Source organism: Pseudomonas sp. MDT2-39-1 (genome assembly GCF_054898085.1).
Genome location: NZ_CM142716.1, coordinates 5,249,223 through 5,262,034 on the forward strand (window position 1 = coordinate 5,249,223; position 12,812 = coordinate 5,262,034).

Consider the following 12,812-nt stretch of genomic DNA (forward strand, 5'->3'; position numbering starts at 1 on the left):
TCACTTCTTATTTGCAGGTGGCAGTGGCAGGCAGCGTTCAGCTTAGCCTTGTCTGCTGCTTGAGAGTCAGTGAAATCTGTTGAGTTCGCCGGCAAAAGTTTGGAGGCGAAAAAAACCCGCACTCGGCGGGTTTGTTTTTAAGCGGCTTGCAGTTGCCGATCCATCGACTCGATGCACTCGCGCATCTGCTCGCGACACTGGGCGATCAGTAGAGGCATGTCATCCAGGCTCAATCCCACCGTAGGAATCGCCGGCAGCGAACGGATCAGAATTTTCCCACTGCGCCAGCGGTTCAATCGCATGTGTTTGACGTAACTGCTGACACACACCGGCACGATCGGCACGCCCGCGGCGATCGCCATCTGAAACGCGCCTTTCTTGAACGGCAGCAACTCTTCACCGAGGTTGCGCGTGCCTTCGGGGAAGACCCAGATCGAGGTGTCCTCATGCTGCAAGGTGTGCGTGGTGGTCAACATCGACTGGCGCGCCTTGTGCGCATTGCCGCGATCGATCAACACATTGCCGGCCAGCCAGAACAACTGCCCGAACAGCGGCACCCACTTCAGGCTCTTCTTGCCGATGCACACGGTGCGGCGGGGCACCACGTTGCCGAACACAAACAGATCGTAGTTGGACTGGTGGTTGGCGATGATCACGCAGCTGTCGGGTTTATCCATCAACGGCCCGACATCGGCCTTCACCCGTAAACGCAAAATACACATCGCCGGCCACGCATACAGGCGCGCGCACAAACGGCTGTTGTCAGGGTTGAACGGACGGCACAGGCCCAGAATCACCCCAAGCACACCGGCCAGAATAAAGTGCAGGCCCATCAATAACATACGAAACACAAACAGCATTTACAGGCCCCACCGGGACAAAAGGTGGCGCAGTGTACGGATGTGCACTGTTTTCGGCAATTGCCGCTATAGAGGTAGGAGATAGGCGATGTTTGTGCGCATGTTTCCGACTTGTGGATCAGACGCGTTCTAGAGCGGTTGTTGGATTTTCAACAGTGTGTGTATGAAAAAGCCCGACACGACGGTCGGGCTTTTCGCTGCAGCCTGTTGGGGTTTAACCCATGTGTTCCTGATCCAGGATGATCGCGTTGTCCAGCGTATCGAGCAGCGCCTTGCGCACTTTCAGCTTGGTGTTCTTGTGCGCGGTCATGTTGATCTTCTTCAACTGACGCGCCGCCGCCAGCGCTGCACCTTGCAGCTCCTCGGCCGACACCACCACGTCGAGGAAACCGGCATCCACGGCGCTCTGTGGATTAAACATTTCTCCGTTGATGACGGAGCGGTGGAACGCCGACTTGCGCAGACGATCACGCGCAATCTCGATACCGGCGTGGTGCATGGTCATGCCGATCTGCACTTCGTTCAGGCCAATGCTGAACGGACCGTCGACGCCAATGCGGTAATCCGCCGACAACAACAGGAAGGCGCCCTTGGCCACGGCATGCCCAGGGCACGCCACGATCACCGGGAACGGATGCGACAACAGGCGACGGGCCAGCGTCGAGCCGGCAGTCACCAGCGCGACCGCTTCTTTAGGGCCGGACGTCATGACCTTCAAGTCATAACCGCCGGACAGAATCCCCGGCGTACCGGTAATGATCACCACCGCACGATCAGTCACCGCCTGATCCAGCGCAGCATTAAACGCAGCAATCACGTCCGGGGAGATGGCATTGACCTTGCCGTTGCTCAAGGTCAGGGTCGCGATACCGTCTTCGAGATGGTAGGAAATCAACTCACTCATGACGCTATTCCTTGTATGAAAGTTGGGGCAGACGTTACCCACCGCCGCAGGCCAGGTAAAGCGCCGTGACTGACCCGCCAGTCACCCTTTCCCCGCCGGGCAAGCGTAGCCCGCCACAACCGCCGTGCATTCCCCTCTCTATAGAAGAAGGTGCGAAGCCGGAGATTGGCAGGTTTGCCATCGCCGGGAACCCACCGGAACGACTAAAACGCTAAGCGCATGAAAATTCTGCAAAAAAAGTTTGCCATCAGAAAAGCTTTCGACTACATTAGCGCGCCTCGACAGACAGAACATGTTTGACGAGATACGGTGAAGTGTCCGAGTGGCTTAAGGAGCACGCCTGGAAAGTGTGTATACAAGAAATTGTATCGAGAGTTCGAATCTCTCCTTCACCGCCAAATTCGATGTAACCAGAACCCCTGATTTCTAGAGAAATCAGGGGTTTTGTGGTTTATGGGGTCAGGATTTCAGTCATGGCACCGTTGTTGGCTCAGGCGAATTAGCGAAGTTGCTTCTGAAAATGATGTAGGAATAGTGAGAGGCGTGTGGGAAGTCATGCAGGAACGCTAGGTGTTTAGGTGCTTCCATAGGTCCAAGCACCTCACATGAACCATCTCGGGGAGGGGTATTCGTTTTGTGCCTCCAGGGTACAAAATGAATCAAAGGGCAGCGCATATGGCGTCCCCATAATCCGGAATGGACATACGTAAGTTATGCAGGAAATGACCATGAAGCAGGCAGGGCTGGAAAAGGTTCATGTGGAAATCGTCAAGTTGATGGCTGAGCAGCGCAAACTGAACGCCGAGGCCGGCAAGATGACCCGTGAGACTTTTTGGTATCCGGTGGCTGTTGCGACTGGACTGATTGGCACGGTGGCAACTATTACGACGGTGTTGATCAAGCTTCTTTAAGGTTCCGGCTCAAATAAAGGCGTTCTGGTTTTTAATCATGCCTGAGGAAGCGATACCCGAGTTTCGAAGCCCAGCCGTTGCTGGGCTTTTTGTTTTCAACGATTGGCCGCCGAGGAATAATGCGCGCCTAAATCAAGAAGGAATCCCCATGATAACCACCACCACCCACGCCATAGAAGGCCGCCAAATCACCGCGTACCTGGACATCATCAGCGCTGAATCGGTGCAGGGTGTCAACGTCATTCGCGACCTGTTCGCCGGTATGCGAGATTTTTTTGGTGGGCGTTCTCAGACGCTGGAGCGGGCGTTGAAGGAGGCGAGGATTCAGGCGACCGACGAGATCAAGGAACGCGCGCGGGCGCTTCAGGCGGATGCGGTGGTCGGGCTCGATTTTGAGATCAGCATGCCGGCCGGCAAGGGCGGGATGGTGGTGGTGTTTGTGACCGGGACGGCGGTCAAGCTGCGGTGAGTGAGGCAGTGAGCCTGTTTATCGCCAGCTGGTTTTGTAGGGCGCGGCGTGGTCCATTCGTCGGGCATGCGGAAATCTGAATTACAAGTCCGGTAATGACCGGCTAGTCTCAAAAGCCTTGGTGGTCGATATTTTTCAGGCAATAGGGCTTGCCGGTATCGATCCCGCTTTGAGAGGGGAAGGGCTATGGCTGATCCGTATATCGAAGACGACGGGGCAGAATTTCCAATCAACAATTGCGTGCAGTGCGGCCAGACGGAGTATGTGGCAGGCTTCGGCGAAGATCCGCTCGAGACCAGCAAAGTGAAATCCGCAGCGACCAAAGTGTTCAAGTCGAAATTCAGGCCCAAAGTGGTGCCGCCCACGAAGTAATGATCAACCGGACAAGCCCCGCCAATGAGTGGGGTTTTTTGTTTTTAGCGTCTCGACGTCTTCGGAAACAGACTACAGATTCACGACATTTTTTCTGTTGGTTGTTTTTCACAAACTTTTCACACCCGCCTACGTAGGCTCAGCTCATCCGTTAGAAAGCAGTACCTGGCCCGTTCCCCAGCGGGCTTTTTTTTGCCTGTCATAAAACCTTTTCCATAAAAGCTGTCCAACCGTCGCCAATTGCGAGGTGGGGCGGATTTTTTGTGGACGTTTCCTCCTCGAAAGCATTCAATCCCCGGCTTTTCGGTTTCCCCTATTTTTGAGGTTTTTCGTCATGCGTTTAACACTGCCTGCTCTGGTTCTGGGACTTCTGGTGACTCAAGGTGCAATGGCTGCGGGTGATGGCACTGCTGCGATCGGTGGTGGTCTGGGTGGTGCGCTGGGTAACGTGGTCGGTCAGAGCATGGGCGGCAGCACTGGCGCGGCAATCGGCGCTGGCGTTGCGGGCGCAGCCGGCAGTGCGGTGGCAGCACGTAAAGGCAGCCGCACCAAAGCGGCCATTGGTGGCGGTGTCGGCGCGGCCGGTGGTTCAGTGATCGGCAACAGCCTGGGCGGCAAGACCGGTTCGACCATCGGCGCAGGCCTGGGCGGCGCATTGGGCGGCGGCGTGGGCAGCAATCTGGCCAAAGGTCACAAGCGTCACTGATCCTGATCGATCGGATCGAAAGGCCCGGCTAGATGCCGGGCTTTTCGTATCTGGATGTTTCTTTTTCATCTACTTCTGAATTTGCTGCTGTCCAACCTTCATCGTTGGCCGGATTCAGTGAGTGCAGGTGCTAGACTCACGCCCATCCGCAGCGAGTAATCTTACCCCCGATGCGGAATTTGAGGTTCATATCATGCGTTTGACATTGTCCACGTTGGTTCTGGGACTTTTGGTCGCTCAAGGTGCAATGGCTGCCGGTGACGGCACTGCGGCAGTTGGCGGTGGTATTGGCGGAGCACTGGGTAACGTAGTGGGTCAGCAAATGGGCGGAAGCACCGGCGCAGCGATCGGCGCTGGTGTGGGCGGCGCCGCCGGTAGCGCAGTTGGCGCTAATAAGGGTAGCCGGACGGAAGCGGCCATCGGCGGTGGATTAGGCTCGGCGGGCGGCTCGGTGATAGGCAATAGCCTCGGCGGTTCTACCGGCTCGACCATTGGCGCAGGCCTGGGCGGCGCAGCGGGTGGTGCGATAGGCAACAACCTGGGCACCGACAGCGGTAACTCTCATTCCGGTGGCGGTCACAAGCATAAGCACAAAAACAAGCACAAGAATAAACATCACTAATTCCACATCAGTGAGATCAGAAACCCGGCCCAGGCCGGGTTTTTCGTTTCTGCCTGCAGGACTCCGGAACGTTTGGTCACCGGTCGCCTCGAACGTCATACACCCCAAACGTTGTGAGAGCTGCCATGACTCCTGAAACCGAAGGCAAGGAAGAAAAAGGCCCGAGCGGGCTTCCGTTCATTAATGACCCTGGTAACGAAGATCCGGGCTCGTTGATGGATGACGCCACGGTGCCGCTCAACGATTCCGATGACGCAGGCGATGTGGGAAACCTCGAGTATGAAGAAGAGGACGAAGACGAAGAATGACTGGCGTTTTGGCGTAGTCGACCGATCGTCTCTCTGATCGAACGCTAGTATTGCCCAGCCCTCGAAATTTCAGGGCCTGATTTTCAGGTCCTTCGAGAGGTGCTTATGAACGCTGATCCGAAAGTCGACGATGTCGACGATACCCCTGAATATCCGCTGCCTTCGCCCACCGATTCCTTGAGTCGCGATCAACGTCCGCCTGACGACGACACTGCGGTTGAGCAACTGCCGGCTGATGATGTGAAGCGTGGAGATGTCGAGGCTACACCCGAAGATCCGGACATTGCGGGTAACGACGCGTCCGGTGAGCCGAGCTGAGAACCATTCGTCGATTGAGCGGCACCTTTAAAAAGCGAACGCCGCCCAAAATCAGGTACGCACCCTTTTTAAAGGAAATGCACCATGATCAGGTCAACATTGATAGTCCTGACGGTGAGCGGCATGTTGTCGGTCAGTTCAATGGCGGCCTTTGCTCGGTACTCCGGGTAACGATGCACCGGGAGATCCGTCCCTTTGACTTCTGCTTTGACTTTTTTGATTACTTCGTGTTTAGCGATTCTAGCCAAGATTTATAAAATTCTTTCTGTTCTTCCAATGTTTTTGCAATGTTGTATTCCTCGTAATCGAATATGTGAACTATGTCATTGAATGTTGCGGATTTTCCCATTGTTAGTTCGTATGCTACGAATCCACCACTCATTTGAGAGCACATTCTGGATGGGGTTACATTAAGTTTTGATCCTTTGCATAGGAATTTTACATGTGGAAGATCATGCCTGATTTTTGCCAGGCATAAGTAAAGGTCTTCGCTTTCATATTTTTTACGGAAACCATTTTTCATTGTGAAGATTATAAATATTTTTGCAGCATCATATTGCAGCTGTGCCTGCTCTTTATGATTATCAACGACTATGGATATTCTAGTGTTTTCCATTTTATCTCCTGCTTGGGTTTGGCGTGGAGTACCCGGCATAGCTCCCGTCCTTCTTTAACGGTGTTACACCTAATATATCGGCCGTATCAATTCTACCTGGGATCGCAATTTCGGTTTCATCAGCAAACGGAACAAGGTTTTTCAGTTCTTTGTTGACATCCCTTCCGTTAATTTTTCTCAATGTGTACAAGAAACCTTTCCTTGTTTCAAATTTTGTACCAAATTGTATGGCGGTACGCCGGGATGGCGATGTGCTAATGAAATTGCTTGGCGGATCATCACTGTCAATAGCATGAAGCAATAGGTCGCGGCTTTCTCCTTTGCTCCTAAATCCCGTTCTGAATATTTCCTCGGGGTGCTTCGAGTCACCGCGATAGAGATATTCGGTCTTGACGCCAGGTATTGGAGATGTAGCTTCCCCCTCATCAACCTTAGCCTTCCCCGCCGGATCCACATCCCCAAACGAAGGCCTCTTACACCCATCCGCCCCCGGACAATCACTCAACCCCAACGGATCAACCCACCCCGTGGGATTGCGCGTGTACTGATACCCGTTGATACCACCCGCCAACTTACTCGGATCCGGCGTCAGATACCGTCCCACATCCGGGTTGTAATACCGATGCCGGTTGTAATGCAGCCCCGTCTCCGCATCGTAATACTGCCCCTGAAACCTCAACGGCTGATCCAGAACCTGATGCGTGTCGCGGTTGAGTCGGGTCAGGCGGCCATACGCCGTGTACTGGGCGGCCCAAATAATGTCGCCGCTGTAGTCAGTAAGTTCTTGTGGTGTCCCGAGGTGGTCGAGTTGGTAGTAGAACGGGCACGCCTGGCGCGGGCCTTTGCCGTCGAGCATGGCCAGCGGACGGAAGGTGCCGGGTTCGTAGAGGTAGCTGCGGTGGTGGTCCTGGCTGTGTTCGGCGACGAGGTGCTCACCTTGCCAGAAGAATTCGGTGGTTTTGCCATCAACGGTTTTGCTGATACGGCGGCCGAAGGCGTCGTAGTGGTAGCTGGCAGTGTTGCCGTTCGGGAGAGTGACGCCGACTAAACGATGCTGGCAGTCGTAGCGGTATTCGGTGACGAGTTTTTGTGCGGTGCCGCGGCGCTCGCGGATCAGGTTGCCAAAGGCGTCGTAGTCGAAGTGACGATCGCCTTGCATCAGCAGGCGATTGCCTTTGACGGTGGTCGGGCCGGGCCGATCCTGCATCAACAGGTTGCCGGCGGGGTCATGGGCAAAGCTTTCGGGCTGCTGGTCGCGGGAGTGGCGGACGCGGATCAGTCGGTCGAGCGGATCGTATTGATAGCTGCGTTGACCATGACGGGTGTCGGCGATGTGTTCGAGATTGCCGTTGGCGCTGTAGGCATAGTCGCGGCGATACAGTGGCTGATGGTGCTGGCTGATGGCGTGGGCTTTCAGGCGGCCTTGTTCGTCGTAGTCATAGTGGTTGAGCAACAGGCCTTGCTGGCGTTGAAACTCTCGGCCGGACTTGTACGTGTGGCTTGTAAGGCGTGTGCCGTTGAGATCGATGGCTGTCAGCACACCGCCCTTGGCGTGGTGATAGTCGAGTTTGCTGTTGTCCGGCAGACGCAGATGGTTGAGCTTGCCGCAGGCGTCGTAGGCATAGCGCAACGTGCCCCAACCCTGATGCTCGGTGATCAGGCGATTCTGCTGGTCGTACTCGAACTCCAGCGGATGGTCGTGGCCGTCATCGACGCTGGCCAATCGGCCAAGGCTGTCATAGCGATACTCGACGTTGACGCCGTCGGGCAGGTTTTTGACCAGCAGTCGTCCGGCCGTATCCCGTTGGTAACTCGTGAACAGCTGCGAGCCGTCATCGCCGAATTCTGTTTTTTCCAGTAGATGGCCGTTGAGGTCGTAGGCATACGCTGTGCGCCGGCCATCGAAGCCGGTTTCCTGTCGGATCAATCCGCTGGGCGTGTAGTCCAGTCGATAGCGTTCGCCGGATTCGTTTTCAATTTCCGTCAGTAGCAGCCGTGCGTTGTCGTAGCGATATCGCAGCTGCGTGCCGTCGGGATTGATCCGGTGACTGACCAGGTGCAGGTCATTGTCGTATTCAAAACGGGTGACGCGCCCCAGTTCATCGCGTTCGGCAGTGATCTTGCCGTAGGCGTTGTAGCTGAATGCGCGGCTGGTGCCTGTAGGAAGAATCGTCTGAGTCAGTCGGCCAACGGCGTCCCATTGGTAGTGAGTGACGGCTCCATGTTTGTCCTGACGGGCAATCCGCCGGCCCAATACATCGTAGGAAAAACGCCGCTGACTGCCGTCCGGCAAGGTCTCTTCGACCAGTTGCCCGATTGCATCCCATACGAGCACATGACGGCTGGTGTCCGGGTAACGGATAGACAGCAGCCGTCCTTGAGCATCGTAGTGGTAGTGAGTGATGTGGCCGTCGGGATCGATGGCCTCCGTGACATCACCCTGCGCGTTCCGCTGATACTTCCACACCGCTTTGCCGTGATACCGCGCGTGCAAGAAACCGTTACGGTATTCGTAGGACGTTGGCTCTTCTTCAGGAGGAATCAGCGCAATCAGCCGCCCCATCTCGTCATAGCGGTATTGAGTAATCGCCCCCAGCGGCCCTTGCTCGGCAATTAACTGACCGTTTTGGTCGTACGCCTTGAGATGCTCGCCGCCCTCCGGCCCAACCCGACGCACCAATCGCGCCTTGTCGTCATGGACATAAACTTCTTCGCTGCCATCGACGTGCTTGACCAACACTCCACCGTCGTCATCCCAGACATAGCGCGTGTTCATCTGTGAAAAAGTCGCCCAGTGCCTGACGCATCTGGCGGCTTTGCCGGACCTTTCCCACTCCCAAAAGAAACTGGCCCCACCGGCCAGTTGCCGCTGGAGAATCACGTGTTGATCGTCGTAGTCGTACCGCTCGCTTTCGCCGGCAGCATTGGTCGCTTCGATCAGGCGATGACGGGCGTCGTAGCGGTAGGCAATCAGCGTTTGCTCTGTACGCCAGGCGTCCACCAATCCCTCGGCGGGATGAAACGACTGATACTCGACCGTCACGATGTGCCTGCGCTCGTAACGCAACAGCAGTGAACGTCCTGCACCGTTGTCGATGCGTTGAATGCGATCCTGGCGGTCGCGGGTGATGTGCAGCCGGTTGTCGTAGACATCACTGATGGTCGTCAGCCGACCATTCACAAAGTGATAAAACCGCGCCGTTTCACCGGCGAGCGCAAGAATCAGCTCCTCCGGTTTATGTCCGAGATAAATGGCTGCGCGGGACAGGCTGTTATGAATCGCCGGGCGCGAAAGACTGGGCAGGGGAAACGTCGTGCGACGGTTTTCATGGTCGGTCCAGACGACGCGTTCCGCGTCCAGCTCCAGCCGATGCGCCAGCGAATGACTCCAGCCCAAACCCAGCCCGCAATCTGTTTCTACGGCGCTGGTTCGGTACAACCGTGTGAATGCAAAAGGCAGCAGGCCGTTGAGCGAACCATCGTCGAGTGTCAGCAATTCTTCGCCGGTGACCATCGACACCGGGCAACCGTTGGTGCAGGTCAGCGGCCCGCAATCGGTGCTGTCGCCGTTGGGGTTTTTCGCTTGATCGGGAACGTCGTCACGGTGTTCCTGCCGGCCCAATCGGGTCATGGCTGCGGATTTGTCGCGAGCAATGGCGACCGGATTCTGCACCAACAAAACCGGCGCAGTGCCCGCGCTGATCTGCAACGGCACGGCGGGCGCGGGTTTCAGCGGAGCATTTCGGACATTGACCGCGAGGGGCTTGAGTACGCCCGCGTGGGTCGTCAGGTCGGACCTTGCGCCAAGCCCGGCCAGCCTCAGGCTTGCGGCGGCCAGCCAGTTGCGCGCGCGGTCGGATTTGACCTTTTCCAGCACCTTGGCGCTGACGCCGAGCTTCAACCCGGCAGGTCCTGTGAAGCGCGCAAGTAGGAGGCTGATCAATATTCCCGTACGAATCTCCGCCACGACTTCGGCGATGTACTGTGGTGGCGACATCCTCAGCCAACTGGTGATCGCCGCCAGATGAATGAACATCAACGGCTCATCACTCAACACCAGCAACAGATTGGCGACGGATTCAGCCGAAGCCTTCAGCAGCGTTTCAAGTTCGGTCTCGGTCAGGTACTCAAGAAGCTTTTCACTGTTGGCTTGCAGGTCTGCGATCAGCTCGTAGATCTGCTTCACGTCATCCCACAGCCCGTTCAGCGAGTTCTCGAAACCGCGCCAGTCGGCCTGTTGCAGCAGGCCGTAGCGTTTGGTGAAACCGGCCTCGGCGAACTCAGTCCACAAGGGTTCGAATTCGGTGCTCCACTCATTACGCAGCCAGCTTTCCAGATCGCTGATCACGCCTTGATAAGAGGCGTAAAGCGCTTTGACGTGCTCAGTGGAAACGTTCGGAAAGAAGGTGATGCGATAACGCAGGCTGCGCTCGCACTCGGGGATTTCCAGGATGCCGCTGGGGCCGATCTCGTGGTAGACCGGCTCGCCAAACACGCCCTTGGAGATCATCGGCTCAAGCATCACCGGGGTATTGCCGATCGGTACGAACCGCGCCGCATCGAACATGTGCACCAGCGTCAGGGGACCCGCTGCCGGGCACGCGGCGACGGTAGAACTGACAGGCGTGGTGGAATTCTTCGGCGCGACCAGGCGAACTTCATTACCGACCTTGAACACCTGCTCGATATCCAGCGCCTTGCCGGTCCAGAAACTTTCAGCCCAAGCGTCGTACTCATTGAGGCAAAGCCGAAAGTCATCGAGCAGCGCTTCGACATTCGGCTGCTCGGGGTCCATGGCGGCGACCACCAGCAGGCCGATGGCGTTATTCAAGGCCAGTACCTTGTCAGGTACGAACATTCGCAGTCCCTCGCGCAGATCAAGTTGAGCGCGAGACTTTGCTTGGGATCAACGGGTAAAGAAGTCGGGAAAGGAGGCGTTTTATGTAGGGCAAATCGCTAAATGACGACGAACACTTTTTGTATTCGACAGGGATTGCCCGTTGCTCGATGGCAGCCGCGCTCGCTATGCTGCTGAATCCTTTAATCGATCACGGACCCGGCCGCACCTGAGCCGCCTCTGGGATGTCATTAGAAAACGGATCAGATGCGATGAATGCACCGCTGAATGAGTTCGGCCCGATCAAGGCCGTGATTTTCGATATGGATGGCTTGCTGCTGGACACCGAGGGCATTTATACCGAGGTGACGTCCATGATTGCTGCGCGCTACGGTCGAGTCTTCGACTGGAGCATCAAACAGAACATCATCGGCCGTGGCGCGGGTGATCTGGCGCGGTACGTGGTCGAGGCGCTGGAGCTGCCCATCACCGCCGAAGAGTTTCTGGTGATCCGCGAACCGCTGATGCGCGAGCGTTTTCCGCAAGCGTTGGCGATGCCCGGCGCCGAGGAACTGGTCCGGCACTTGAAAGCCAATAACATCCCGATTGCGGTCGGCACCAGTTCTTCGCGGCAGTCGTTCGGCCAGAAAACCACCTTGCACCGCGACTGGTTTGCGCTGTTCGATTTTGTTGTGACGGCCGATGACCCTGAAGTGGGCGCGGCCAAACCGGCACCGGACATCTTCCTGACGGCAGCGCGGCGCCTGGGCGTTGCGCCTGAAGATTGTCTGGTGTTTGAAGACTCGCCGTTCGGCGTGACCGCGGCGAAAGCGGCGGGGATGACGGCGATTGCGATTCCCGACGCGGCGATGGCTGACGAAAAGTATGCACACGCCGATGGGATTCTTCGTACGCTGAAGGCGTTCCAACCGAGTGCTTGTGGTTTGCCAGCCCTCGAGTGGGCTTGATATAGAAATTGTAGGAGCGAGCCTGCTCGCGAAAGAGAGTGTCAGACAGCATCAATGTTGCCTGACACTCCGCCTTCGCGAGCAAGCTCGCTCCCACATTTTATTTTGCGTTGACTGACCGCATCAGGCGCCAAAACCACCGTCGATGGTCAGGCTTGCACCTGTGATGTAACCCGCTTCCGGCCCTACCAGGTACGCAACGAAGCTGGCGATTTCTTCGGCTTTGCCGTAACGGCCCACCGCCATCAGCGGGATCAGGCTTTCGGCGAAGTCACCACTGGCCGGGTTCATGTCGGTGTCGACCGGGCCTGGTTGCACGTTGTTGATGGTGATGCCGCGTGGACCGAGGTCGCGGGCCAGGCCTTTGGTCAGGCCGACGAGTGCCGCTTTGCTCATGGCGTACGGGCCGCCATCGGCGAAGGGCATGCGGTCGGCGTTGGTGCTGCCGATGTTGATGATGCGACCACCTTCAGTCATGTGCTTGGCGGCGGCCTGGGTGGCGATGAAGACGCTGCGCACGTTGATGGCCAGGGTCTGGTCGAAATCTTCGAGTTTAAAATCCTCCAGCGGTGCAACAGCCAGTACGCCGGCGTTGTTGACCAGGATATCCAGGCGACCAAAGGCCTCTACGGTGGCGGTCACGGCGCTGCGGATGGCCTCGGCGTCGGCGCTGTCAGCCTTGATGGCGAGGGCTTTGCCGCCATTACCGGTGACGCTGTTCTGCAATTCTTCGGCTTTGGCCGTGGAGCTCACGTAGGTGAAGGCGACTGTCGCGCCTTCAGCGGCCAGGCGTTTGACAATGGCTGCGCCGATGCCGCGGGACCCGCCTTGAATCAAAGCCACTTTACCGCTGAGGTCCTGAGTAGTCATATCGATCTCCGAAGTCCCGAGGCGAATGTCTCGGTTGATGGAGCCTAGTAT

13 protein-coding genes and 1 tRNA gene are annotated in these 12,812 nt (G+C 56.8%); 9 read left to right on the forward strand and 5 right to left on the reverse strand.

Annotation, left to right across the window (positions count from 1 at the left end):
• Positions 1 to 137: 137 nt before the first annotated feature.
• Both ACYZTM_RS24610 and ACYZTM_RS24615 read right to left on the reverse strand, forming a co-directional pair.
• Complete coding sequence (locus tag ACYZTM_RS24610; RefSeq protein WP_131062464.1) at positions 138 to 860, reverse strand: 1-acylglycerol-3-phosphate O-acyltransferase; 723 nt, start codon at positions 858 to 860, stop codon at positions 138 to 140.
• Positions 861 to 1,074: 214 nt separating this feature from the next.
• The gene (locus ACYZTM_RS24615; protein ID WP_131062465.1) at positions 1,075 to 1,764 is read right to left on the reverse strand and encodes a crotonase/enoyl-CoA hydratase family protein; all 690 of its coding nucleotides are present in this window, start codon (positions 1,762 to 1,764) and stop codon (positions 1,075 to 1,077) included.
• A 308-nt stretch (positions 1,765 to 2,072) separates the two neighbouring features.
• Here ACYZTM_RS24615 and ACYZTM_RS24620 point away from each other — a divergent pair.
• The 8 genes from ACYZTM_RS24620 to ACYZTM_RS24655 all read left to right on the forward strand — a co-directional run bounded on the left by ACYZTM_RS24620 (position 2,073) and on the right by ACYZTM_RS24655 (position 5,470).
• Positions 2,073 to 2,162 (forward strand) — tRNA-Ser (locus ACYZTM_RS24620).
• 330 nt (positions 2,163 to 2,492) lie between these two features.
• Positions 2,493 to 2,675 (forward strand): hypothetical protein, encoded by a 183-nt coding sequence (locus ACYZTM_RS24625; RefSeq protein ID WP_131062466.1) that lies wholly within the window; start codon positions 2,493 to 2,495, stop codon positions 2,673 to 2,675.
• 148 nt (positions 2,676 to 2,823) lie between these two features.
• Entirely contained in the window at positions 2,824 to 3,144 is a 321-nt protein-coding gene (locus ACYZTM_RS24630) for a YbjQ family protein (protein ID WP_461985106.1), read from the forward strand.
• A 186-nt stretch (positions 3,145 to 3,330) separates the two neighbouring features.
• Positions 3,331 to 3,516 (forward strand): hypothetical protein, encoded by a 186-nt coding sequence (locus ACYZTM_RS24635; RefSeq protein WP_131062468.1) that lies wholly within the window; start codon positions 3,331 to 3,333, stop codon positions 3,514 to 3,516.
• A 334-nt stretch (positions 3,517 to 3,850) separates the two neighbouring features.
• On the forward strand, positions 3,851 to 4,222 hold the full coding sequence (locus tag ACYZTM_RS24640) for a hypothetical protein (protein ID WP_010456583.1): 372 nt from the start codon (positions 3,851 to 3,853) through the stop codon (positions 4,220 to 4,222).
• A gap of 193 nt (positions 4,223 to 4,415) precedes the next feature.
• The gene (locus tag ACYZTM_RS24645) at positions 4,416 to 4,844 is read left to right on the forward strand and encodes a glycine zipper domain-containing protein (protein ID WP_461957943.1); all 429 of its coding nucleotides are present in this window, start codon (positions 4,416 to 4,418) and stop codon (positions 4,842 to 4,844) included.
• A 125-nt stretch (positions 4,845 to 4,969) separates the two neighbouring features.
• Complete coding sequence (locus tag ACYZTM_RS24650) at positions 4,970 to 5,152, forward strand: hypothetical protein (protein WP_461985108.1); 183 nt, start codon at positions 4,970 to 4,972, stop codon at positions 5,150 to 5,152.
• A 105-nt stretch (positions 5,153 to 5,257) separates the two neighbouring features.
• Positions 5,258 to 5,470, forward strand: coding sequence for a hypothetical protein (locus ACYZTM_RS24655; protein WP_461957945.1), 213 nt, complete (start codon positions 5,258 to 5,260; stop codon positions 5,468 to 5,470).
• A gap of 220 nt (positions 5,471 to 5,690) precedes the next feature.
• On the opposite strand, the gene ACYZTM_RS24660 is transcribed toward ACYZTM_RS24655, so the two are convergent.
• Positions 5,691 to 6,086, reverse strand: coding sequence for a hypothetical protein (locus tag ACYZTM_RS24660; protein ID WP_461957946.1), 396 nt, complete (start codon positions 6,084 to 6,086; stop codon positions 5,691 to 5,693).
• A 1-nt stretch (position 6,087) separates the two neighbouring features.
• The gene (locus ACYZTM_RS24665) at positions 6,088 to 10,944 is read right to left on the reverse strand and encodes an RHS repeat-associated core domain-containing protein (protein ID WP_461985110.1); all 4,857 of its coding nucleotides are present in this window, start codon (positions 10,942 to 10,944) and stop codon (positions 6,088 to 6,090) included.
• 251 nt (positions 10,945 to 11,195) lie between these two features.
• Between ACYZTM_RS24665 and ACYZTM_RS24670 the strand changes: the two genes are divergently transcribed.
• Positions 11,196 to 11,891 carry an HAD-IA family hydrolase gene (locus ACYZTM_RS24670; protein ID WP_131062977.1) on the forward strand — a complete coding sequence of 232 codons (696 nt, stop codon included), beginning with the start codon at positions 11,196 to 11,198 and terminating at the stop codon, positions 11,889 to 11,891.
• 123 nt (positions 11,892 to 12,014) lie between these two features.
• Here ACYZTM_RS24670 and ACYZTM_RS24675 read toward each other — a convergent pair whose 3' ends face one another.
• On the reverse strand, positions 12,015 to 12,761 hold the full coding sequence (locus ACYZTM_RS24675) for a 3-oxoacyl-ACP reductase family protein (RefSeq protein ID WP_461985112.1): 747 nt from the start codon (positions 12,759 to 12,761) through the stop codon (positions 12,015 to 12,017).
• Positions 12,762 to 12,812 lie beyond the last annotated feature (51 nt).

What these genes read in the sequence shown, in the direction of transcription:
- ACYZTM_RS24610 (WP_131062464.1), bottom strand. Translation starts at nt 860, where the DNA reads ATGCTGTTTGTGTTTCGTATGTTATTGATGGGCCTGCACTTTATTCTG.
- ACYZTM_RS24615 (WP_131062465.1), bottom strand. Translation starts at nt 1,764, where the DNA reads ATGAGTGAGTTGATTTCCTACCATCTCGAAGACGGTATCGCGACCCTG.
- ACYZTM_RS24625 (WP_131062466.1), top strand. Translation starts at nt 2,493, where the DNA reads ATGAAGCAGGCAGGGCTGGAAAAGGTTCATGTGGAAATCGTCAAGTTG.
- ACYZTM_RS24630 (WP_461985106.1), top strand. Translation starts at nt 2,824, where the DNA reads ATGATAACCACCACCACCCACGCCATAGAAGGCCGCCAAATCACCGCG.
- ACYZTM_RS24635 (WP_131062468.1), top strand. Translation starts at nt 3,331, where the DNA reads ATGGCTGATCCGTATATCGAAGACGACGGGGCAGAATTTCCAATCAAC.
- ACYZTM_RS24640 (WP_010456583.1), top strand. Translation starts at nt 3,851, where the DNA reads ATGCGTTTAACACTGCCTGCTCTGGTTCTGGGACTTCTGGTGACTCAA.
- ACYZTM_RS24645 (WP_461957943.1), top strand. Translation starts at nt 4,416, where the DNA reads ATGCGTTTGACATTGTCCACGTTGGTTCTGGGACTTTTGGTCGCTCAA.
- ACYZTM_RS24650 (WP_461985108.1), top strand. Translation starts at nt 4,970, where the DNA reads ATGACTCCTGAAACCGAAGGCAAGGAAGAAAAAGGCCCGAGCGGGCTT.
- ACYZTM_RS24655 (WP_461957945.1), top strand. Translation starts at nt 5,258, where the DNA reads ATGAACGCTGATCCGAAAGTCGACGATGTCGACGATACCCCTGAATAT.
- ACYZTM_RS24660 (WP_461957946.1), bottom strand. Translation starts at nt 6,086, where the DNA reads ATGGAAAACACTAGAATATCCATAGTCGTTGATAATCATAAAGAGCAG.
- ACYZTM_RS24665 (WP_461985110.1), bottom strand. Translation starts at nt 10,944, where the DNA reads ATGTTCGTACCTGACAAGGTACTGGCCTTGAATAACGCCATCGGCCTG.
- ACYZTM_RS24670 (WP_131062977.1), top strand. Translation starts at nt 11,196, where the DNA reads ATGAATGCACCGCTGAATGAGTTCGGCCCGATCAAGGCCGTGATTTTC.
- ACYZTM_RS24675 (WP_461985112.1), bottom strand. Translation starts at nt 12,761, where the DNA reads ATGACTACTCAGGACCTCAGCGGTAAAGTGGCTTTGATTCAAGGCGGG.